The 21105-nt window shown below is 59.5% G+C and carries 18 protein-coding genes and 2 pseudogenes; 11 read left to right on the plus strand and 9 right to left on the minus strand.

The window, feature by feature from the left end:
- Positions 1–307 precede the first annotated feature (307 nt).
- The 5 genes from sS8_RS19035 to sS8_RS19055 all read right to left on the minus strand — a co-directional run bounded on the left by sS8_RS19035 (position 308) and on the right by sS8_RS19055 (position 5449).
- Positions 308–1498, minus strand: a complete 1191-nt coding sequence (locus sS8_RS19035; protein ID WP_119631144.1) for a methyl-accepting chemotaxis protein — start codon at positions 1496–1498, stop codon at positions 308–310.
- 94 nt (positions 1499–1592) lie between these two features.
- On the minus strand, positions 1593–2603 hold the full coding sequence (locus sS8_RS19040) for a quinone-dependent dihydroorotate dehydrogenase (protein ID WP_119631145.1): 1011 nt from the start codon (positions 2601–2603) through the stop codon (positions 1593–1595).
- Positions 2604–2616: 13 nt separating this feature from the next.
- Positions 2617–3312, minus strand: coding sequence for a (5-formylfuran-3-yl)methyl phosphate synthase (locus tag sS8_RS19045; protein ID WP_119631146.1), 696 nt, complete (start codon positions 3310–3312; stop codon positions 2617–2619).
- Positions 3309–3887 carry a DUF447 domain-containing protein gene (locus tag sS8_RS19050; protein WP_119631147.1) on the minus strand — a complete coding sequence of 193 codons (579 nt, stop codon included), beginning with the start codon at positions 3885–3887 and terminating at the stop codon, positions 3309–3311. Before sS8_RS19050 ends, sS8_RS19045 begins: the two co-directional genes overlap by 4 nt.
- Entirely contained in the window at positions 3884–5449 is a 1566-nt protein-coding gene (locus sS8_RS19055; RefSeq protein ID WP_119631148.1) for a DUF6513 domain-containing protein, read from the minus strand. Before sS8_RS19055 ends, sS8_RS19050 begins: the two co-directional genes overlap by 4 nt.
- A gap of 206 nt (positions 5450–5655) precedes the next feature.
- Here sS8_RS19055 and sS8_RS19060 point away from each other — a divergent pair, with 206 nt between their 5' ends.
- Positions 5656–9462 carry a hypothetical protein gene (locus tag sS8_RS19060; RefSeq protein ID WP_145986614.1) on the plus strand — a complete coding sequence of 1269 codons (3807 nt, stop codon included), beginning with the start codon at positions 5656–5658 and terminating at the stop codon, positions 9460–9462.
- A 199-nt stretch (positions 9463–9661) separates the two neighbouring features.
- On the opposite strand, the gene sS8_RS19065 is transcribed toward sS8_RS19060, so the two are convergent.
- From sS8_RS19065 to sS8_RS19075, 3 genes and pseudogenes are all read right to left on the minus strand, one after another.
- Positions 9662–10627 (minus strand): IS110 family RNA-guided transposase, encoded by a 966-nt coding sequence (locus sS8_RS19065; RefSeq protein ID WP_084161956.1) that lies wholly within the window; start codon positions 10625–10627, stop codon positions 9662–9664.
- Between the two features lie 333 nt (positions 10628–10960).
- On the minus strand, positions 10961–11452 hold the full coding sequence (locus tag sS8_RS19070; protein WP_119631150.1) for an REP-associated tyrosine transposase: 492 nt from the start codon (positions 11450–11452) through the stop codon (positions 10961–10963).
- Positions 11453–11648: 196 nt separating this feature from the next.
- Positions 11649–12400 (minus strand): annotated as a pseudogene (locus tag sS8_RS19075) (IS1380 family transposase); the annotation flags it as partial.
- Positions 12401–12503: 103 nt separating this feature from the next.
- Here sS8_RS19075 and sS8_RS19080 point away from each other — a divergent pair.
- The 6 genes and pseudogenes from sS8_RS19080 (at position 12504) to sS8_RS19105 (ending at position 15607) form a co-directional block, all read left to right on the plus strand.
- Positions 12504–13040: an REP-associated tyrosine transposase gene (locus sS8_RS19080; protein ID WP_119631152.1), complete on the plus strand. Its 537-nt coding sequence runs from the start codon at positions 12504–12506 to the stop codon at positions 13038–13040.
- Positions 13041–13112: 72 nt separating this feature from the next.
- Complete coding sequence (locus tag sS8_RS19085; RefSeq protein ID WP_269461517.1) at positions 13113–13370, plus strand: transposase; 258 nt, start codon at positions 13113–13115, stop codon at positions 13368–13370.
- Positions 13371–13638: 268 nt separating this feature from the next.
- The gene (locus tag sS8_RS19090) at positions 13639–13995 is read left to right on the plus strand and encodes a stage II sporulation protein M (RefSeq protein WP_119631154.1); all 357 of its coding nucleotides are present in this window, start codon (positions 13639–13641) and stop codon (positions 13993–13995) included.
- Between the two features lie 175 nt (positions 13996–14170).
- Positions 14171–14491, plus strand: a pseudogene (locus tag sS8_RS30035) (tlde1 domain-containing protein); the annotation flags it as partial.
- A gap of 439 nt (positions 14492–14930) precedes the next feature.
- On the plus strand, positions 14931–15395 hold the full coding sequence (locus sS8_RS19100; protein ID WP_119632893.1) for a Tse2 family ADP-ribosyltransferase toxin: 465 nt from the start codon (positions 14931–14933) through the stop codon (positions 15393–15395).
- Positions 15395–15607, plus strand: coding sequence for a hypothetical protein (locus tag sS8_RS19105; protein WP_119631155.1), 213 nt, complete (start codon positions 15395–15397; stop codon positions 15605–15607). The genes sS8_RS19100 and sS8_RS19105 overlap by 1 nt, the downstream gene beginning before the upstream one ends.
- A 444-nt stretch (positions 15608–16051) precedes the next feature.
- Here the strand turns inward: sS8_RS19105 and sS8_RS19110 are convergent, their stop codons facing one another.
- Entirely contained in the window at positions 16052–16288 is a 237-nt protein-coding gene (locus tag sS8_RS19110) for a hypothetical protein (protein WP_232020362.1), read from the minus strand.
- Positions 16289–16375: 87 nt separating this feature from the next.
- Between sS8_RS19110 and sS8_RS19115 the strand changes: the two genes are divergently transcribed.
- Genes sS8_RS19115 through sS8_RS19130 form a run of 4 tightly spaced genes read left to right on the plus strand, consistent with a single transcriptional unit; the run spans position 16376 to position 21104 of the window.
- Entirely contained in the window at positions 16376–17386 is a 1011-nt protein-coding gene (locus tag sS8_RS19115; RefSeq protein WP_119631157.1) for a stage II sporulation protein M, read from the plus strand.
- Positions 17376–18881, plus strand: a complete 1506-nt coding sequence (locus tag sS8_RS19120) for a DUF4129 domain-containing protein (RefSeq protein WP_119631158.1) — start codon at positions 17376–17378, stop codon at positions 18879–18881. Before sS8_RS19115 ends, sS8_RS19120 begins: the two co-directional genes overlap by 11 nt.
- Before the next feature lie 3 nt (positions 18882–18884).
- A complete protein-coding gene (locus tag sS8_RS19125; protein ID WP_119631159.1) occupies positions 18885–20114 on the plus strand; it encodes a DUF4350 domain-containing protein in 1230 nt (409 codons plus the stop codon).
- A gap of 6 nt (positions 20115–20120) precedes the next feature.
- Entirely contained in the window at positions 20121–21104 is a 984-nt protein-coding gene (locus sS8_RS19130) for an AAA family ATPase (RefSeq protein ID WP_119631160.1), read from the plus strand.
- The last annotated feature ends 1 nt before the right edge of the window (position 21105 follow it).

A 21105-nucleotide genomic window follows, 5' to 3' on the forward strand; every position in this document is an offset into this window, starting at 1 on the left:
GGATGCGGTATCGAATGAACCTGTTTTCCTCTGTTGACGGACTTGAAAAGGCCGCAAGCCGCGGGCCGAGCGGCGTAATGTTGCGAAGGGATTTGCGACCTACTGCGGCACAGTCGTAGGTCGGCAATCCTTTGCCGACGAAAGCGCTTGGCCGGGCCGTGACGTCGGGAAAGGATTCCCGACCGACAAGGTGGCACGGTCGTAGGTCGGCAATCCCTTGCCGACGAAAGCGCTTGGCCGGGGCTCTGCGTCGGCAAGAGATTTCCGACCTACTCGCGAGCTCCCGCAGGGTAAATATGAAAATGCTCTAGCGGATCTTGAAGCGGCCGACCTGTTCCTGAAGATGCGAAGCCAGCCGGGCCAATTCCTCGCTGGCGGCCGCGGTCTGTTCGGAGCCTTGGGCGGTTTCGTGGGAAATGCTGCTGATGGTGACGATATTGCGGTTGATTTCCTCGGCGGTGATGCTTTGCTCCTCGGCGGCCGCCGCGATCTGGGTGTTCATGTCCTTGATGGTGTCGATGAAGCGATTGATGGTTTCCAGCGACTGGCCGGCGTTCATCGCCTGATCGACGCTGTTCCTGGCCGCGCTTTTGCCTTGCAGCATCGCCGACACCGCCTGGTTCGCCCCGGTCTGGAGGCGCTCGATCATCCCCTGGATTTCCCGGGTCGATTGCTGGGTGCGGCTGGCCAGGGTGCGTACCTCGTCCGCCACCACCGCGAAGCCGCGGCCCTGTTCCCCGGCCCGGGCCGCTTCGATGGCGGCGTTCAGCGCCAGCAGATTGGTTTGTTCGGCGATGCCCCGGATCACGTCCAGAACGGCGCCTATGGCCACGCTGTCCTCTTTCAGTTTGTTGATGGCCTCGGAGGTTTTTTCCACTTCCACGGCCAGGCCGTTGATGCTCTCGATCGTGTGTCTGACGACCGAAGTGCCGTTTTGGGCCTGCGCGGTCGCGTCCTGAGCAGCCCCGGCGGCATGCGATGCGTTCCGGGCGACCTCGTGAACAGTCGCCGACATTTCCGTCATGGCCGAAGCGACCTGCTCGGTCTGCTGGTTCTGATTGAAGACGCGCTGCCGGCTCTGTTCGGTGATCGTCGACAATTCTTCCGCCGCTGCCGCGACCTGTTCGGCATCCTTGGCGATATCCCGCACCATGCCGGCCAGATTCTTGACCACCGTGCCGCATTTCCAGGCCATCCAGGAAAATTCGTCCTTGCCTTCCAGCGAAATGTTCCGGGTGAAGTCGCCGGCCGCCATCGCGGTCAGCGCGTCGACCAGCTTTTCGGCGCGTTTCGCCGAGAGGCGTCCGAGGTAGGCCGCGAATGCCAGCATCGCGAGCGATGCCGAGAACGCCGTGACGATGACGCCGGTGATGCCGTCATTCTCGCCCGCAGTCTTGATGCCCATGAAAGCCACCGAGGCGACGCCGACGATGCCCACGCCCATGGCCAGATACATCTGGCGCGACAAACTCAGTTGCTCCACGAAAGATTTCAGCATGGCTCGAACCCCGGCTTTGTTCTACTTATGTGACCTGACTCACAAGTGTAGTCAGAAATTTTCGAGCCGTTTGAGGGAGGCCAGGCGTCGTTTTCTAGGCGGTTTCGACGATCTCCCGGATCAGGGCCGGACCGCGGTAGATGAAGCCGGTGTAAATTTGAATCAAGGCCGCACCCGCCGCGAATTTGCGGTGCGCGTCGTCGGCGCCGGCAATGCCGCCGCAGCCGATGATGGGAACGGCCCCGTGCAAGGCATCGGAGAGCTGCGCCACGATATCGGTCGATCTTGCCAGCAAGGGGCGGCCGCTGAGTCCTCCGGCCTCGTTGCCGTGGGGAAGTCCTTCCACGCCCTGGCGGGAGGCGGTGGTGTTGGTGGCGATCACGGCATCGATGCCGTGATCGACCAGGGCTTCCGCGAGATGGTCGAGCTGGCCGGGTTCCAGATCGGGCGCGATCTTGACCGCCAGCGGCACGCGCCGGCCATGGCTTTGTTCCAGTTCTTCCCGTTCCTGCCGGAGGCCGGACAGGAGATGTTCCAGGTTCTCGCCGGCCTGGAGGTCCCGGAGGCCCGGCGTATTGGGGGAGGAAATATTGACCGTGACATAGCTCGCATGGGGATAAACCTTGCGCAGCCCGATCCGATAGTCGTCCAGCGCCCGGTCCAGCGGGGTATCGCGGTTCTTGCCGATGTTGATGCCCAGGATGCCCCGGTAGCGCGCTTTTTTGACCTGTTCGACCAGGTAGTCCACGCCTTTATTATTGAAGCCCATGCGATTGATCAGCGCTTCGGCTCCGGGCAGCCGGAACAAACGCGGCCTCGGATTGCCCGGCTGCGGGCGGGGGGTTACCGTGCCGACCTCGATGAAGCCGAAACCCAGCGCGGCCAGGCCGTCTATGCATTCGCCGTTCTTGTCGAGCCCGGCCGCCAAACCCACCGGATTCGGAAAGTCGAGGCCCATTACCCTGCGCGGATTGGCGCCGGCCGGCCGCTGAAGCGGATTGAGCGGTCCCAGCCGGCTCAAGCCCTGGAGCGCAGCCAGGCTGAGATGATGGGCGGTTTCGGGGTCTAGCCGAAACAGCAGGGGGCGGAGCAATTCGTAAAGCATGGGTTTCCGGATTTCAGGCGACGGTCCCTGGCGAGGCCCGGCCGCGGACCCGTCTCGAGATGTTGAGCACGGCCTCGGGGTCCAGGGCATCGGTACGGTTCCCGCCGCACAGAGCGCCCCGGAAACCCAGGTAATCGGGTTGCAAGGCCAGCAGCGGCGCGACGTCCGCCGCGCGCAGCGATCCCGCCAAGCCGCATAGCAAACCGTGGGCTCGGGTTTCGGCCACGAACGCCCGAAGAAAATCGTCCGGGCAGGCTTGCCGCAGCGAACCTTTCTTCTTGTCCCGGGTATCCAGCATGGCGCCGGCGAAACCGGCCGCTGCAAGCTCTTCGATGCAGCCGAGTTCGGGCGCATCGTCGCCGAACAGGACGGCAACGAGACGGACGCCGCGGCGGGCGAGGGCGGATAAGCCGCGAATGACGCCGGCCCGGTCGCCGCCCGGGAAAAAACCGATTTTCACGTAGTCGACGCCGGTTGCCGCCATCGCTTCCGCGGCGGGCAGGACGATTTCGGGCTGCATCGGCAGGTCGCCCACGGTGGCGCTGACCGGTCGATCTTTCAATTGACCGACGATGCGGACGACCTCGGCGAGGGGCAGGGCACCCAGGGCGCCTTCGGCGGGATTTTTCAAATCGATGATGTCCACGCCGCTTTCCTCGACCAGCCGGGCTTCGGCAAGGGTGGCGACGCTCGCGAGCATGCCGGTCATGTGCGAACCGCCTGGTTGGGGTTCGAACGCCTGAATGCTTCGACCGCGTCCATCAGCCAGCCCCAGGCCTCGCGTTCGGCGGGGCCCGCCGTCTTGTCCAGGCCGATGCGGAGATAGGCGAGTTCGGATTCGATCTTGTCCCACGGCAGCATGTGCAAACGGCTGACCAGGATCGCCGCTTCCAGTACCGCGTATTGAGCCCGGTTGAAGCCGCGGAACGGGGCATGATTGACGTCGTGAACCACGCGGCAGTAAAGCTTCGGCCGCAGTTCGTCCTCCTCCCAGCGCAGCAGCTCCAGTTCGGCATGGGCGAGGGCTCCGGCCAGCCGCCGGCCGGGAATGCGTTCCGCCGGAAGCAGGGGCCAATCGCGCCTGCCGGTCAGGCAGCCGGCGAAGATGCGCACGTCATCGGTGTAATTGATGACGGCCGTGCGGGTGGCCAGAACGTTATCCAGGGTGGTGGACGGACGGAACGGCATGATGAGCAGTTCATCGTCCAATACGTGCACACCCATGGGCGCGATGTGCGCAACGCCTTGCGGCGAACAGCTCGTGATGATGGTTTCGCGAATCATTCTTCGTCTTTCGTGTCGGAAGCGCCGCCGGGCGGCACCTCTTTTCCCTCTCCCTCTGGGAAGGATCGTCCTGGTGCTCCCGGGACGACCGTTTGCGATTGGAGAGGGTTAGGGTGATCGTTTTTTGAGCGACGGCTCTCTACCACTGCGGAGCGTGAATCGTCATGAACGCCCGGCGCCTTCTGCAAAGTCGACCCCGCCGGTTTGTAGGCATGAGGATCGATCGTCGGCCCCGCCGCTTCCACGTGGCAGCCCCACTGCAAAGGCTCGTCCTGCGAGTAACGCTTGCCGAGCTGCCAGGCGATTTGCGCCCGCGCCAGCTCGACCCCCAGGTAAAAGGCATGGCCGCCGTCGGTCTCCACGCCCAGCTTCGGATAAAGTTCGAAGGGATCGGTTGCGGTGTGAAAACCGTCGCGATTGAAGATGTGCATGCCCTCCGGGCTGATTTGAATGCGGTAGCTCGGATCCTTGATCCGGCGGTAGATTTCGTCGATTTCATCGCGGCTGAGCGGAAACGGCGCGCGCTCGTGCAGGGCCATCAGCCGGTCATCGATATGCTTGGGCAGGGTGTTCAGTTCGCGGGCGGCGAACAGGATGCGGCGCGCCAGATCGGCTTCGCGCACCGCCTTGCGGGCGTGCTTGCTGACTTGGGTGGCGAGAATCTGTTTGATGTGCAGCTCCGAGCAGATTCCCAATAGGGTCGCATTGATGCCGGCGGTGTCGGCATGGGTGAGCTCGGTCAGATTGCCGACCCCCATCATGATCTCGACATCCGGGTGGCGCCTCCGGACCTCGTGGTAGCGGACCAGCGACTCGGTGAATCCGAAATGGATCGGGTCCAGGATCGGATCGACGATAAAGGCCCGGCCCTTGGCCCGCATGGCTTGAACGGCTCGATCCAGTGAATCCAGGTCGCCGTGCTTGGCGGGAATCAGAATCGGGGTCGAGGGCACCTGATCGGCGATCCACAGCGTTTCTTCATGCAGGCTGAGCAGATAGTCGGCGCCCGCCGTGCCGCCCCGCAGCAGATCGTCGTTTTCCAGCGAATCGACGCTGACCTGAAAACCCTCGGCCTTGAGCGCGCCGACCGCTTCCTCCAGATGCGGAAACGGCGTCTCCGGCAAACAGCCGACATCGATCACGTCGGCGCCGTCTTTCCGGTAGCCCCTGGCCTGACGGAGAATGCCGTCGATGTCCATCCGAGGCGCATCGACGATTTCCGCGAAGATGCGGAGTTCATAGCGTGTAATGTCCGGCTTTTTCTTCTTCTTGCCGAAAAACTCCGGCAGATCGTGCAATTCTTCCGGCCCGCGTTCGATCGCGATGCCCATGTCCTTGGACAAGGTTTCCAGATCGCCCCGGCAGCGTCCCGGCACCAGCACCCGGTCGGCCCCGAACGTGTCCTTGAGCCGCCGCCGAATCATGTCCGCCGTCATCAGCGCCGCCACCGTCAATCCCAGCTGATGCACGGTGTACCCGAACTCCGGCTCCATCTCCTCGAGAGTGCGGCGCAACTGCTTTTCCGCCAGCTTGCCGGTGAGAAACAGGATGTGCTCGGGCATTGAACGGTGGGGAAGGTGGTGGAATCGAAGCGTTAGGGGATTGGACCGCGGGATTATAACAAAGATCGGTGGGACGCTCGCCGAAGGCTCTGAGCTCTGTCGGACGGATGTAAGCGTCAGATATGTTCATTCCGAAGAGCGTATAGAATTAAATGCTTCTCTCGCTTCTAGTCTCATCATCAATCTCTAAATCGCACAGGACCGCCATGTTCGACATTACCGGCAAAGACATAGCCGATCTTAATGATACAGACCTTCGGAAATTGGTGGCTCGATTGTGCGAGGCAGAACTTTGGAGAAACGGACTTCCCGTGTCGGGCGTTACGGCGGGTGGTGACCAGAACGCGGCTGACGGTGGATTGGACGTCCGAGTCGAGCTGGAAGCGGGCAGCAAAACGACCGATTTCATCCCTCGACCCAAGACGGGTTTTCAGGTGAAAGTGCCTGATATGCCACGTGCCGAAATACTGAAAGAAATGCGGCCCAATGGGAGCATTCGCCCGGTCATTCAAGAACTGGCATGTAATTCCGGTGCATACGTCATCGTAAGCTCGTCTGGATCGACGGCGGATCGCGCCCTTCAAAACCGAAAGAAAGCCATGCGAGAGGCAGTTGACGGTATACGCAATGCCGCCGACTTGGTTCTGGATTTTTATGACCGGGACCGCCTTGCATCTTGGGTCAGATTGTATCCAGGGATTGTGTCGTGGGTGCGCGAACGATTGGGAAAGCCCTTGCAGGGTTGGCAACCCTTCGGGAACTGGTCCGCGCCCATGGAACCAACGGAAGCGGAATACCTTCTGGATAGAAGGTGCCGCTTGTATGATGCTCGTACACCTAGAGAAGGCAGTGTGGCTATCGAGGAAGGTATTGGCCGTATCCGCGATATCCTCTCGCGCCCGACTGGAACAGTCCGGTTGGTTGGCTTATCCGGGGTGGGAAAAACACGGCTCGTCCAGGCACTTTTTGACCAGAGAGTTGGGGTAAATCACCTCAATCCATCCGAGGTGATTTACACCGATCTTGCGGATGACCCTACCCCCTCCCCACGTGACTTGATCGCCCGTTTGGTGCAGTCTCGCCAACGCGCCATCGTAATTGTGGACAATTGCCCACCAAAAGCACATCGGGCACTCACGACCGCCTGTGTAGTTAGAGATAGTTCTGTCAGCTTGCTAACTGTGGAATACGATGTAGGCGACGATGAACCGGAGTGGACAGAGGTCTTCCGGCTCGAAGCGGCTTCGGACGACATCATCGAACAACTCGTTGAGCGACGTGAGCCCCACATCTCCCAAGTGGATCGACAACGCATTGCCGGTCTATCAGGTGGAAATGCCAGGATTGCACTTGCGTTGGCTCGGACGGTACGGCACGGCGAAAGCGTAGCGGCCCTATCAGACCTCGATCTGTTTAAACGCCTATTCCACCAGCGTCATCCCGAAGATACCAGCTTGCTTCGAGCTGCCGAAGCCTGTTCCCTCGTCTATTCATTCGATGGAGAGACAGGAGACGGTGGCGATGCAGAGTTGCCAATTCTTGCTGAACTGTCGGGACTCTCGATCGATGAACTTTATCGCCATATCCGCAAACTGAAAGACCGCGACCTTCTCCAGCAAAGAAGTAAATGGAGAGCGGTTTTGCCGCATGCGTTGGCCAACAAACTTGCTCGTCATGCACTTGACAGCTTAATGCCAGACCGCATTACCGAAATAATGATTAAAGGTGCCCCCGACCGGCTACGGAAATCATTCTCGCGCCGCTTAGGGTATTTACATGACTGCGAAACGGCTCAAAACGTCGTAAATGCTTGGTTATCTGAAGGAGGGCTGCTGGCGGACATTGGTACTTTGGGGCCGATTGAATTAGCAATGTTTCATAACGTTGCGCCGGTTGCCCCTGAAGCGGCCCTTGATGTACTTGAACGATCACTGCAGGGGAGCACAGCTAGTCTCGTAATGGACCTCGAGAATCGAGAACGGTACAAGATTGCATCATTGCTGCGATCACTAGCCTATGAAGCGGCATCCTTCCGTCGCGCGTGCATGCTGTTGGCCAATTTTGCGATGGCCGAACCCCCCGGATACAACTACAACGCCACAAGTGGGCTATTCAAAGAACTTTTCCATCTCCACTTGTCTGGCACGCATGCGTCTGCACAGCAACGTTTGCAAGTAATTGAAACATTGTTGAGTTCAGGCGACAGCCTCAGTCAAGAATGCGGGCTTACTGCACTTAATGAGATGTTGGAAACATGGCATTTCTCGTCCACTCACGACTTCGAGTTTGGTGCGCGCCCTCGGGATTTTGGCTGGCAGCCGAGAACTATCGGCGAAGTGTCAGATTGGTTTCATGAGGCGATAGGCTTCGCGTTAAATATGATCGCCACGAACAGTCCTGTGGCTGAACGGCTTTCCTCCATCCTTGCGGCTAATTTCCGAGGGCTTTGGGTCAATGGCAACGTTTACGATGACTTGGAAACGGTTGTCTCCGCAATGACCGCACGAGGATTCTGGCCTGAAGGCTGGATAAGCGTAAGAGCTACCCTTCGTTTCGATGCTGACAAGATGTCGGATGACATTCTGCGTCGTCTGCGAGTGCTTGAGGAAATTCTAAGACCAAGCCAGTTGTTGGATGAAGCGCGCGCCTTTGTGTCCTCAAAGCCCACGAGTGCCTTCGATATTGCTGATGGCGAGGAGGATGATCAGGCAGAAGAGATTGGATCGGGATATCAAAGAGTCGTGGAGCGAACGGAGGCTATCGGACGCGCAGTTGCAATCGATCCAGGAGTGCTATCAGCTCTCCTTCCCGAACTCTCAAGCGGTCAAGATGGTGGAAGACGCTGGGCTTTTGGGATGGGCCTCGCGGATGGCGCAACGGACCTCAACGCAATGTGGAAAACCTTGGTTGCTGGCATCGCATCTACTCCCGAGAATGACCGTAACATTCAGGTATTGAGAGGCTTTTTATCCCGCGCCGCCAGTTTGGTTCCTGAAAAGATAGTTGCTTTTCTTGACGATGCGGTTTTTGACCCTGTATTGGGGCCATGGCTGCCGATCCTACAATGTTCCACAGATATCGACGAGAAAGGCATCAACCGACTACTCGCCGCTATCGAGCATGGGCTTGCTCCCGCGTGGACGTACGGACATTTGAGCCTTGGTCGGGCTACAGACCCGATTCCCTCGCCCGACCTTCGTCGTCTCCTCACATCGATCTCCCTATTGCCCAATGGATCTGAGGTGGCAGTAGATATTTTGTACATGAAATTGTATTCAACGCGTAAAGACGGAGTTGCCATCGACGATGATCTGATCCAATGCGGCCGGACTTTACTGCTCCAATATCCATTCGCCAAGTCAGGGCAGCGGATTGACCACAAATTGGCTGATATTGTTGAGGCCTGTTTAACAGGCACGGAGGCTGCTGAATGTGCTGAAGCCATTTGCAAGAGACTTGCCGAGGCTTTTTCGACCTACAGTGCCTCAGCCTATGATTACGGCAGTCTTCTCAAAAGCCTCTTCCAGGTTCAGCCGATCGCGGCTCTCACAATTCTCTTGGCTGGGTCACGAAACAGCATTAGTCGTTGGCTCATGAGAGACGTCCGGTCAGGTCGGAAGCACCCGCTTGATGAAGTACCGCTGGAGATATTGATCGGATGGGCAAATGACGACGCATCAGACCGTTTTCCGGCATTGGCCTCAGTCATCAGGCTCTTTGTTGGAGGTGATGAAGAAGGAAGTGAAGCGATATCACCAAACGCCCTTGGTCTACTTGACGCTGCTCCCGATAAGGAAGCAATTTTGTCCTGCTATAAATCACGCTTACATCCATCATGTTGGTCAGGCTCTTTGGCTGATATTCTTGAGAGGCGGCGGACGGCTATTCAACGGCTTATGTCTTATTCAATCCCAATCGTTGCAGACTGGGCTGAAAAATGGGAACGCAAACTTGCAGAGTGGATCAAGGACGAACGCGCGCGAGATCGATCGGAAGACCAGGCTTTCGAATGAATTCCAGTTTCGCTCGTTCCCAAGCTCCCGCTTGGGAACTCTCCCGTCGAAGCTCCAGCTTCAAAACCAACTCACCACGCCCGCACCACTTCGATCAAACCTTCCTGGCCGGCATGGTTCCGCGCTGGAATCGCGCCAATGCTCGAGCATTTTCCGGTGTGGTGTGCGACCCAGGCTGCCGTAGATACTGTTATCCGGGTCAAGTGCCATGGAGTGCTGGATCGAAGGGTTTTCCGGACTTGAGGACGCCGAAAGCGACCTGGAGGAGCTTGCGCATCATGGCACCGATGATGAGCTTGGCGGGCTTGCCCGAGAGCGCGAGCCGGTTCTTGAAGGGCTGGCCCCAAGCGGTCTTATACAGGATCACCATAGCCGGCATGTAGAGGGCTTTGCGCAAGAAGGCATGGCCGACCTTGGACAGCCGCGGCTTGGTTTTCACGCTCGTTCCGGACTCCTGCCGGCGCGGGTCGAGCCCGGCGAAGGCGACGGCTTGTCGGCTATTGGCGAAGCGGCTGGGCTCGGCATAGAAGGCGAGCAGAATGGCGATGGTGCGTTCCCCGATACCGGGGATGCTCTCGAGTAATTCGCGCTTCCCCTTCAGATCGGGGTTAGAGTCGATGTGCTCATTGATGGTTTTGATCAGGCTCTTGATCTGCTGATCGAGCCAATTCAGGTGTTCTTGAATGTTGGTGCGCACCGCGTCCCGGGCGACCTCCAGGCGGTTACTTTCCTGGGTCCGCAGGGCTTGCAACGCATCCAGACGCAACACGAGCGCGCGCAAGGCGATTTCGGCTTCGCTTCTCGCCTGCCAGGGAGGCGGATGGCGCTCGGCGCAAAATTCGGCGATGAGGCGCGCATCGACGGCATCGGTTTTGGTCCGGGTTAAGCGGGAAGCGGCATAGGCTTTGATTTGGGCAGGGTTGATGACGCTGACAGTGAACCCTTGGGTAGCCAAGCACTGGGCGACGTCTTCCCAATACACCCCAGTGGCTTCCATACACACGTGAACATTCCGTGCCTCTGGGCCGGTGAGCCAAGTGACGAGGGTGGCGAACCCGTCTTGGGAGTTGGCGATGACTTTGGTTCGGAACTTCCCGTTGGGGAGGCGTAACGCGCAGTCCAGTTTGGCTTTGGCGACATCAATTCCGAGATAAAACGTGGGCATCATGAACCTCAAATGATCTACCTTGTGAATGCGGGCTGCCGGCAAGCCGGGCCGAAGATACTGTTCGATCGCTCGATGAGGGTGAGCGACTGCTGCATCGATCTACGCAACGGGCTTGGTGTCCCAAGGGCGGGAACGGCATCCAGTCGCTCAAACCTGGAGCGCCCTCCAGGCCTGTGGTGACCGGTCGGGAGTCTTCTCCAACCCCTTCCGAACCACACGGAATTCATAATACAAGGTCGGGAATCCCTTCCCGACGTCTTTGTCGGCAAAGGATTGCCGACCTACAACCATATTTGTGCCTGCATTCAGGGTGTGTGCCGAGTTCCCAATTCACACCGCTATGCTGCGGTGAAAAACGCTCTCGGCCTGATCCACACAGCCGCGCTTGACCGGGTTCTGGTCGATGTAGTCCATTTTTTGCCGCATGACCGCTTCCGATTCGATGAGTTGCGGGTGATTGCCTTCTTCCCAAATCTGATAAGTGCTTTCGGTTTTGTGATGTCGCTTGAATAGCGCCAGCAGCTCCAACATCCTGACCGATCCGCGTTGCTCAAGGTACGCGACGATTTGCCTGGCCGTGTAGGATTTGAAGCGCTGCATGTCCCGGCTCAAGTCGGGCGAAGCGGCGATGAGATGCAGGTGATTTTCCAGTATGACGTAGCCGTAGAGCTGGAAGCCGGATTCCAGCTGCAGGAACCGCCAGCAATCCAGCACGATATTCACCGTTTCCGGGCGGGTGAACAGCGGCAGCCAGTGGTTGATCGTTGCCGTTAGGAAGTGGGGCGATTGATTTTGCAGGATATGGTAGCGGCTTCGGGGCATGGGGGGTGAGTTTAGTCGATGTTTAGCCCGGATATTTCATCAGCTCCCTTTGGGGGGCTGCAGTAGCAGAGTGGCGGGCTCAAAGGCGTGCGATTAGGGAGGCGATATGGCAAAACGAGGGGATTTCTGAGCAATAGACGCAATTTCCCCTTACCCCCTGGTTTATCAGCGTGCCGGGGACAGCACTCGGGCCGGGTCAGGTCGCCAGGACGCGGGCGGCGGTGAGAAAGGTCTCGCGCAGGGGATGGTGCGAGGCTAAGAGGATGCGAATGCGGCGCGTATTGCGCACCACCGAGGCGCCGATCTTGAGCCGTTTCACCCGAATCGTGGCGGCGGTCGCCCGCGCCAGATCGGTACCGGCGAGGGCGATCTCGCGCAGGCGCTGCATCAGCGTGTAAGCGAGGGCGGCAAACATCAGGCGTAGCGCGTTGGCGAGAAAGTTATGGCAGCTGGCGCGGGTGCCGAAGAGGTCGAGTTGCGTTTCCTTGATCCGATTTTCCGCTTCGCCGCGGAGGCAATAGAGGTGGTCGTAGAGGGCATCTGCCGGAAGGTCAAGGTGGGTCACCACGAACCGGGGATTGGGGCCTTGAGCACCAAACTCCAGGCGGGTGATGAGGCGCCGTTCGCGGTTCCACGAATCGGCCGCATAGCGGAATTCATGAATGCTGCGCTGCTTGAGGCCGGTTTCAGCGAAGGTGACTTTGAGCTCGTCTTCCCAGGCCGCGACGGCGTTGTGCAAGCGGGTATTGCGCGCCACGCCGATGACATAGCCCACCTCATACCGTTCGCACCCGCGCAAGAGCCTCTGCCGGCAGAAGCCGGAATCGCCGCGGACGATGATGCGGACCTCAAGCACGCTTGCCGCAAGCGGGTCACCAAGAGCTTGATCACCGCCGCCGAATGCTTGGCGCCATCGATGCGGGAAGGTCGCAATAGACAAGCCAGCAGCCCGCGTAGGGCGCAATAGCGTACACGCGTATTGCGCCGCATGCCTTCGACACATTTAGGTCAGTCTTTTCCCGTGTACACTCGCCTCGAAATGGATATCCCAATGCCCGACTATCGACGTTATCGCGTACCCGGCGGCACCTATTTCTTCACCGTTAATCTGCTCGAACGTTACCCGAATGACTTGCTTGTCAGGCAGATCGACCTACTTCGAACGGTAGTACGGCATGTTCGGGCCAAACGGCCGTTCCACATCGACGCTTGGGTGGTTTTATCGGATCACCTGCACGCTGTATGGACGCTCCCTCCTGGCGATGACGATTTCACCAATCGATGGCGGTTGATCAAACAAGGTTTCTGCAAAGGCTTACCACCAACGGAACGGCGTTCGAAGGTACGCATCGCACGTGGTGAACGCGGGATATGGCAACGTCGATTTTGGGAACACGCAATTCGTGATGAAGAGGATTATGTAGCGCACGTGGATTATTGCCACATCAACCCGGTGAAACATGGCTATGTCCAACGCGTCGCAGAGTGGCCCCATTCGACGTTTCATCGCTATGTCGAACGTGGTGTTTATTCGCTGACGTGGGCTAATGGGCCGGACACTGACTGGGCCGTGGGCGAGCGAGCTTAAAACTCGTGCGGCGCAATACGCGAGTACGCTATTGCGCCCTACGAGCTGACGCCGGAAGGGGCCGAGGCCCTTATCGGCGACAAGGGCTATGACAGCGACGCCCTCGTCCAGACCATCGAGGCGCGGGGCATGGAAGCCGTCATCCCGCCCCGCAGCAACCGCACGGAACTCCGCAAGGTCGATTGGTTCGTCTACAAGGAGCGCCACCTGATCGAATGCTTCTTCAACAAAATCAAACATTACCGTAGGATTTTCTCACGCTATGAAAAGACCGCCCGCAACGACATCGGTATGCTGCGATTCGTCTCAGCCCTCATCTGGCTACGTTGATACGTCAACAGAACCTAAGGCTTCGAATCTTTTTCGGACGGAGATGTGAAGGAATATCAATTCATAGAATCGCGGCGAGCGGCGTGGGAGGCTTGGGATCGGTGGCTGGTCGGGGGGCTCCGCGGAAAGGGGAAGGGGAACGATGCTTCGGACGCCGAGCCGCCGGGTTCCGGGGCGATTACGGCGGAGAGCTTGCCGCGGGAGTTTCGGGGCTTGTGCCGGGATCTGTCCCTGGCCCGGGACCGACGCTATTCGGAGCCATTGCTCGATGCCTTGCGCGACCGGGTCCTGGCGGTCCACCAGCGTATTTACGGCGCCCGCAGGGCGGCGGGGGGGGCAGTGGCTGCGTTTCGTACTGCACGACTTTCCGGTTCTGGTCCGGTCCGAGGCCCGGCTGGTCTGGGCCTCGGCGGCGCTGTTTTTCCTGCCGCTGTTTCTTGCTCTCTACACACTTCAATTTTATCCGGACGGCGTCTATTTCCTGCTGACTCCGGAAACCGTGGGTTCGGCGGAAGAAATGTATGCTCCGACGGCGGAGCGGCTGGGTCGCCCGCGGGAGGCTTCCGACGACGTGATGATGCTGGGTTTCTACATCGGCAATAAGGAGTACTCTCATGCCCAATAACTACACCGAAGAACGTACCGCCCCGAAAGTTCCCATCTGCATGAAATCTCGCATAGCGCTTGTATTCGACGGCTCCTTCCTGCGCGCGAGCGGAACCAAAAGAGCGCTTGTCTTTCCTTCAGTCTCGGGAAAGCGAAATTAGAACGGAAAGTTCGACTATTCTGCTGAGCGCCAGAAGATTCCCTACAAAGGTCCAATACCAGCGGGTGAGTACTGGATTCAGCCCTCGCAAATGTGGGAAAACAATAGGTTCAAGAGCCTCGTTCGCACTCCACGATCCGCGTGGGGAAACTTTCGCCTGACGATACATCCGTATCCAAGCACCCAAACACATGGAAGAGGCGGTTTTTTCATTCACGGAGGTTCAGTCCCCGGAAGTGCTGGCTGCATCGATCTTATGGTGAATATCGATAAATTCGTTGAGAGACTCAAAGACGAACTGGAAGGCCTGCCAGAATGCTACATTCCTCTGACCGTACGCTACTCATCAAAGTAGTATTTAGCTTGCTTGTGTTCATCCCAACCGCTGCATTGGCCGAGGTAAGCGACAAAGAGCCATCTATACTCCATGTATGGATAGTGGGAGTTGCTGCTTCGGTTGTGTGTTTTGTTGGCTCCTATCATCGACAATGGCTTGTCCCTGTCCTTGCGGCTTTACCTTCCCTATGGTTTGCTAGCCTTCTTATAGAATTTCATTCAGCAGATGTTGGTCCGTACTTGTACGCTGAGCAAGGAATACCCTATTTCATCCAGACATACCTTTCACTCACTATTTTTGTATCCGGCGTGGTTTTGGGATTGCTCAAGAACAAACGCCGAAGCAATTTCTAACATCTCGTTCCAGCGGACCGTCAAAAGTTGCGTTTTTGTCGTCCGCTGAACTCCACGTTAAGCGATTTCCCGAACAACAACGAGTCAATAAAAAGGAGAAGAAAATGGAAATCAAGCTGCTGAAGGATATCTTGATTCAGACGGACCAAGTCGATGCTTATTATGAGGGGCATGTACCGCTAGATCTTTGGCGGGCGCTGAATCGTCGGAAAGCCTCTGGGCTCTTCGAGCTTGTAGAAGAGCCTTTCATGCTGTCAAGCGGCCGGCCTCGGCCAGCAGATATCCGGATTATCGACCGCGCCGGCACGAAGTGGGTGTCGGTAAGCCAGAGGCCGCGGGGCGTTAGCACGTTCGACAAGCCTGGAGTCCCTCCGGGTAAAGACTGGAGCTATTACCGAATCCCAGCAGGAACAGCTCTCCCTCTGGGATTAGCTATTGTTCGTGACGAATATAACTCGCGCTTCGGTGCCACTCACTACACGATTGCCCCCACACACGATATGCCGCTTAGCCGGTTTAAGTTGTTGCTGAATAAGCTCGCGAAGAGCGGGGTAAAGGAGGCAGTTTGATGAATATCCCAAATACATGGGCACCTTTGTTGGTCTCCGCAGTTCGTGACGCAATGCTCTACCAGGAGAAGTTGCTTGAGAGCGAAACCCTCCGGGATCGCGCAGACTACGAAGAGCATCTGGTGCAATTATCGCAGTTCCTGGAGTACGTAAAAGCCGAATACAAGAAAGTGGAAGACGAAGCGGGAATCCCGCTGGAGAAGCTTCTGTAAGCAGTCAGTGTATGCTTAACCATCGGGTGTGGCGCCGACGCTCAAAGCTCGCGCGGCTCACCCGTCCCGTTAGACGCCGTAAAACGATCCTATGCTTCCAAATTGGACGAATGGCAATTTTTGGATCCCGCACTACTTTGGAATTTGAAGAAAGCCGCCATCGGTGAATGGCTGGTGTTAGTCAACTCGAATGGCAGAAATGGCAGAAAACCGGTCACCGTGAACACCTAGGGTGAATAACCAGAACTGGTAAGGAGGAGTGGCGGCTAAAATCATCTGATCGCGTTGGTCAGACCCCAGCATTATTACGGCAACGTTTGGGTCATTCGGTACGCTCTGCCTCTGAAATCGAATCCAATCACGTTCGCTCGTTCCCAAGCTCCCCCTTGGGAATTCTCCCGCCGAAGCTCCAGCTTCAAAACCGACTCACCACGCCCGCACCACCTAAATCAAGCCTTCCTTGCCCAGCCCAGCATAGTTGCGCGCGCTGGAATAGCGCCAATGCTCCTTTCGATTCACGTAGCCGCGTTTGACCGGGGTCTGATGAATGTAGTCCGCCTTCTGCCGTATGACCGCTTCCGATTCGATGAGATGCGGGTGGTTTTCCGGTATGACGTCGCCGTGAAGTCGAAAGCTGGCTTTCCGCTGCTGAAACCGCCGGCAATCCATTACGATGTTCACCAATTCCGAAACCGGGTGTCGCGAATCCGCGACCAAGATCACACATCTGGTCTAAACTAAGGCTTCGAATCTTTTTCGGACGGGGATGTGAAGGAATATCAATTCATAGAAACGCGGCGAGCGGTGTGGGAGGCTTGGGATCGGTGGCTGGCCGGCGGGCTCCGCGGAAAGGGGAAGGGGAACGATGCTTCGGGCGCCGAACCGCCGGGTTCCGGGGGGATTACGGCGGAGAGCTTGCCGCGGGAATTTCGGGGCTTGTGCCGGGATCTGTCCCTGGCCCGGGACCGACGCTATTCGGAACCATTGCTCGATGCCTTGCGCGACCGGGTCCTGGCGGTCCACCAGCGTATTTACGGCGCCCGCAGGGCGGCGGGGGGGCAGTGGCTGCGTTTCGTGCTGCACGACTTTCCGGTTCTGGTCCGGTCCGAAGCCCGGCTGGTTTGGGCCGCGGCGGCGCTGTTTTTCCTGCCGCTGTTTCTTGCTCTCTACACACTTCAATTTTATCCGGACGGCGTATATTTCCTGCTGACTCCGGAAACCGTGGGTTCGGCGGAAGAGATGTATGCTCCGGCGGTGGAGCGGCTGGGCCGCCCGCGGGAGGCTTCCGACGACGTGATGATGCTGGGTTTCTACATCGGCAATAACGTGCGCATCGACTTCCAGTGTTTTGCCGGAGGTATCGTTTTCGGTTTGGGCAGCGTTTTTTTCCTGATTTATAACGGATTGGTGATCGGCGCGGTGGCGGGGCATCTGACCCAGATCGGCTATATCGAAACGTTCTGGGGTTTTGTCGCCGGACACAGCGCGCCGGAACTGATCGGCGCGGTTCTGTCCGGTGCGGCGGGACTCAAAATCGGACTGGCCCTGATCGCGCCTGGAAGACTGCGCCGCGCCGACGCGCTCAAGCAGGCGGCGCGGCAGGCCGTGCATCTTCTTTACGGCGCGGCCGGTCTCACTTTCTGCGCCGCTTTCGTCGAGGCGTTCTGGTCGCCGATCCGAACCGTTCCCGTCGAAATCAAATACGGCTTCGGAACTGCTTTCTGGCTCGCGCTGCTGGCCTATTTCTCCCTCGTCGGACGCGGCCGCCGTGCAGCTTGAACGCCTTTGCCTGGATTTGCGTCGGCGCACGCCCTGGGAGGCCCTGGATCTGGGGCTGGTGGTGCTCCGGCATTGGTATCGGCCGGTTTATCGCGCCTGGTTCGCCACCGTGCTGCCGTTCGCGCTGATCGTGTCCATTCTCCTTTGGCAGTGGCCCGGCGTCGCCGTCATCGTCGTGTGGTGGCTCAAGCCGCTGTTCGACCGGGTACTGTTGAAGGTTTACGCGGAAGCCTCGTTCGGCACGCCTCCGAGCGTGAAGGACGTTTGGCGGGCCTTGCCGGGGCTGGTCCGGAATTCGGGTTTGCTCAGGGGTTTGACCGTGGGGCGTTTCAGTCTGGCCCGTTCGTTTCATCTTCCGGTCGTGCAGCTGGAGGGGCAGCGCGGGCGTGAGGCGGCCGCTCGGCGCCGGGTGCTCGACAGCAGAACTCGCGGATCCGCGGTTTGGCTCACCTATGTCTGCGCTCATTTTTCGGCGTTTCTACAGATTTCGCTGATCCTGGCTATCGAATTATTGCGGCCGCAGGAAGTCGCGCCGTTTTTCGACTGGGCGGCTCTTTTTCGCGGCGAGTCGGAACCCTGGCTGGAGGTGTTGACCGATTTGGCGTACGTGGCGGGCGAAAGCCTGGTCGAGCCGTTCTATGTCGCCGCCGGTTTCACCCTGTATCTGAATCGCCGCAACGAACTCGAGGGCTGGGACATCGAACTGGGTTTCCGCCGCCTGAGCCGGCGTATCGAGGCGGAGTCGGAAGGGCGCGGGAAGACCGCCAGGAAAGCCGCGCTGCTGGCGGTCTTCCTTTGTTTCGCCGGTTTCTCGTGGCTGCAGGCGCCGCGCGAAGCTTTCGCCGACCCGCCGGCGGCGAGCGTCGCCGAGACCGGCGAGGCGAAACGGGCGATTCGGGAGGTGTTGGCCGATCCGGTATTCGGCCGGCAGGTCGAGGAATGGGGCTGGCGCTACCGCGATTCGAAAAAAGAATCGCGGAAGCACGATTCCGACATCCTGAAAATGCTGGCGACGATTGGGGAGTGGATGGCGAAGGGGTTCCGCGGTTTCAGTTTCGCTGCGGCCGCCGTTTTGGTCACGGCGCTGATCGTACTGCTTTATCGCTATCACGAGAAATGGCTGATTCGGAGTCCCGCCGCGCGCCGCGTTCCGGAAACCCTGTTCGGCCTGGACGTGCGCCCCGAGTCGCTGCCGACCGATCCGGTCGCCGCGGCGCGACGGCACCTTGCCGCCGGGGAACATGCCGCCGCGCTGTCGCTGCTCTATCGGGGCGCGCTGGTGTCCTTGATCCATCGCGCCTATGTCGACTTCCGTCCCGGCGATACCGAGGGCAATTGCCTGGAGCGGGTGAGGGGGCGCATCGACGCGGCCGGCGAAAGTTATTTCGCCGAGCTGTTGCAGGCCTGGAAGCTCACGGCTTACGCCGGTGCCGCGCCGCCCGTGGCGCAACTGAGCGATCTGTGCACCCGCTGGCCGGAACATTTCGCGGGCTGAAGCATGAAGCGAACAGTGTTGTGGTCCTTGACGGGGATTTTGGTGCTGGCCGGGCTGGTTGCTGCCTGGTTCTTTTCCAACTTCGATTATCTGCCGGAGACGACGTGGGAGAAGCCTGGCAAGGAAGCGCTGCGCAATCCATATCTGGCTTTCGAGCGTCTTCTGGAACGGCTGGGCCGGCCGGTGGTGCGGGTCAGCGATGCGCCGGCACTGGATCAACTGGCGCCCGGCGGCGTGTTGCTGCTGGATAACAGCCGCCGCATCCATGTCAACGCGCGCCGTACCGAGGCCTTGTTCGATTGGGTGGCGCGCGGCGGTTATCTGATCGTCGCGGCGGAGCCCCGCCGGATCGACGATCCCGTCCTGAAGCACCTGGGAATCGAATGGTATCAGCCTCCGAAGGCGGTTACGGGCGAGAACGACGATGCCGGGCAAGACGATGGCGAACCCGAACACGACGAGACGGATGCGTGCGAGTCTTCGAATCCGCCGTGCGAGCATGGAACGGACGTGATTCCGGTGCATCTGCCGGCGCGCGGCCAGCCCTTGAGCCTGCGGCGTTCGTCCCGCTGGAATCTCTGGGGCCTGGCGCCGACCTCTCCGGCGCCGGTCTGGAAAGCGGGGGGCGTCGATTCGGCCAGCGCCGTGCTGCATTACGACTATGGGGCGGGAAGCATCACGGTGTTCGATGACTTCGCTTTTCTCGGCAACCGGCAAATCGGCGAGTACGATCACGCCGAGCTGATCTGGACGCTGATACGCCATTACCAGCCGCGGGGCGAAGTTCGCCTGGCTACCCGGCTCGAAGTTCCGACGCTTTGGGAATGGCTGGCCGAATCCGCGTGGATGGCGCTGATCAGCGGCGCTCTGCTGCTAGCGGCCTGGCTCTGGAATATCGTGCCGCGATTCGGCGGTACCCTGGTTTCGCCGAGTCCGGTCAGGCGCAGCCTGGTCGAGCATCTTGCCGCTGTCGGCCGCGCCGTATGGCATCTCGGCGAGAACGGCCGAGCCCATTGGGAAAACGTGATGCGGCAGGAACTGCGAAGACACGTGCTGCAGCGGCATCCGCACCTGGCCGACGTCTCCGAGCCGGAACTGGCGAGAATTCTTTCCGCCGCGAGCGGGATTCCCGAGAACCGGGTGGCGGCGGTTCTGGCCGCGCCGGAGAACCCTTCGCCGCGGCATTTCGTCGATTGCGCCCATACGGCGCAGCAACTGGAACAACGATTGTGAGGATTTATGTCGGTAATACGTTTGCTCGATGAACAAGTGGATAAGGCCGGGACCCTGCTCAGGGCGATTCGTGCCGAGCTGCGCAAGGTGCTGATCGGCCAGGATCGAATTATCGACGAGGTGTTGGTCGGCCTGCTCTGCGGCGCCCACGTGCTGCTCGAGGGAGTGCCCGGTCTCGGCAAGACGCTGCTGGTGAAAGCACTGGCCAAAACCTTTTCCGGCCGCTTCGCCCGGATTCAGTTCACTCCCGACCTCATGCCCTCGGACGTGGTCGGCCACACCTTTTTCGACATGGGCAGCAGCCAGTTCATTACCCGCGAAGGGCCGGTATTCACTCATCTCCTCCTGGCCGACGAGATCAACCGCGCGCCGGCCAAGACCCAGGCGGCGCTGCTCGAGGTGATGCAGGAGGGCCAGGTGACTCTGGAAGGCCGGTCGATGGCCGTGCCGCAGCCGTTCATGGTGCTGGCGACCCAGAATCCGCTTGAACAGGAGGGCACGTATCCGTTGCCGGAAGCGCAGCTGGACCGATTTCTGCTCAAGATCTGCATCGATTATCCCGATCTGGAGGAAGAGCTGGCGCTCACCCGTCAGGTGATCGAGCGCCGATCCGGCGGCGATCTGGCCGTGGAAGAGGTTGCGGTCCTGATCGGTCCGGAGCAGGTGGCCGCCCTGCAGCGGCTGGCGGCCCATGTCGCGGTGGACGATCGCGTGCTCCACTACGCGGTTTCCATAAGCCGGGCCACCCGCGAGCATCCGCGCTTGTCGTTCGGGGCCGGGCCCCGCGGCAGCATCGCTCTGGTGCGCGCGGCGCGCGCCTGCGCCCTGCTTTCCGGCCGGACTTATGCGACCCCGGACGATGTCAAGGCCATCGCCTTGCCGGCCCTGCGCCATCGCGTGGCGACTTCTCCCGAGGCGGACATCGAGGGATCGAGCGCCGACACGCTGCTCCGGTTTCTGCTGGACCAGGTTCCCTCGCCGCGGCTCTGAT

Origin of the sequence: Methylocaldum marinum (genome assembly GCF_003584645.1) — a bacterium.
In the GTDB taxonomy this organism is placed as follows: domain Bacteria; phylum Pseudomonadota; class Gammaproteobacteria; order Methylococcales; family Methylococcaceae; genus Methylocaldum; species Methylocaldum marinum.

Excerpts from the sequence above, each read along its gene's own strand:
- sS8_RS19130 (WP_119631160.1), top strand. The coding sequence starts at position 20,121 with ATGTCGGTAATACGTTTGCTCGATGAACAAGTGGATAAGGCCGGGACC.
- sS8_RS19050 (WP_119631147.1), bottom strand. The coding sequence starts at position 3,887 with ATGATTCGCGAAACCATCATCACGAGCTGTTCGCCGCAAGGCGTTGCG.
- sS8_RS19055 (WP_119631148.1), bottom strand. The coding sequence starts at position 5,449 with ATGCCCGAGCACATCCTGTTTCTCACCGGCAAGCTGGCGGAAAAGCAG.
- sS8_RS19080 (WP_119631152.1), top strand. The coding sequence starts at position 12,504 with ATGCCCGACTATCGACGTTATCGCGTACCCGGCGGCACCTATTTCTTC.
- sS8_RS19125 (WP_119631159.1), top strand. The coding sequence starts at position 18,885 with ATGAAGCGAACAGTGTTGTGGTCCTTGACGGGGATTTTGGTGCTGGCC.
- sS8_RS19065 (WP_084161956.1), bottom strand. The coding sequence starts at position 10,627 with ATGCCCACGTTTTATCTCGGAATTGATGTCGCCAAAGCCAAACTGGAC.
- sS8_RS19100 (WP_119632893.1), top strand. The coding sequence starts at position 14,931 with ATGGAAATCAAGCTGCTGAAGGATATCTTGATTCAGACGGACCAAGTC.
- sS8_RS19045 (WP_119631146.1), bottom strand. The coding sequence starts at position 3,312 with ATGACCGGCATGCTCGCGAGCGTCGCCACCCTTGCCGAAGCCCGGCTG.
- sS8_RS19035 (WP_119631144.1), bottom strand. The coding sequence starts at position 1,498 with ATGCTGAAATCTTTCGTGGAGCAACTGAGTTTGTCGCGCCAGATGTAT.
- sS8_RS19040 (WP_119631145.1), bottom strand. The coding sequence starts at position 2,603 with ATGCTTTACGAATTGCTCCGCCCCCTGCTGTTTCGGCTAGACCCCGAA.
- sS8_RS19060 (WP_145986614.1), top strand. The coding sequence starts at position 5,656 with ATGTTCGACATTACCGGCAAAGACATAGCCGATCTTAATGATACAGAC.
- sS8_RS19090 (WP_119631154.1), top strand. The coding sequence starts at position 13,639 with ATGCCTTGCGCGACCGGGTCCTGGCGGTCCACCAGCGTATTTACGGCG.
- sS8_RS19070 (WP_119631150.1), bottom strand. The coding sequence starts at position 11,452 with ATGCCCCGAAGCCGCTACCATATCCTGCAAAATCAATCGCCCCACTTC.
- sS8_RS19105 (WP_119631155.1), top strand. The coding sequence starts at position 15,395 with ATGAATATCCCAAATACATGGGCACCTTTGTTGGTCTCCGCAGTTCGT.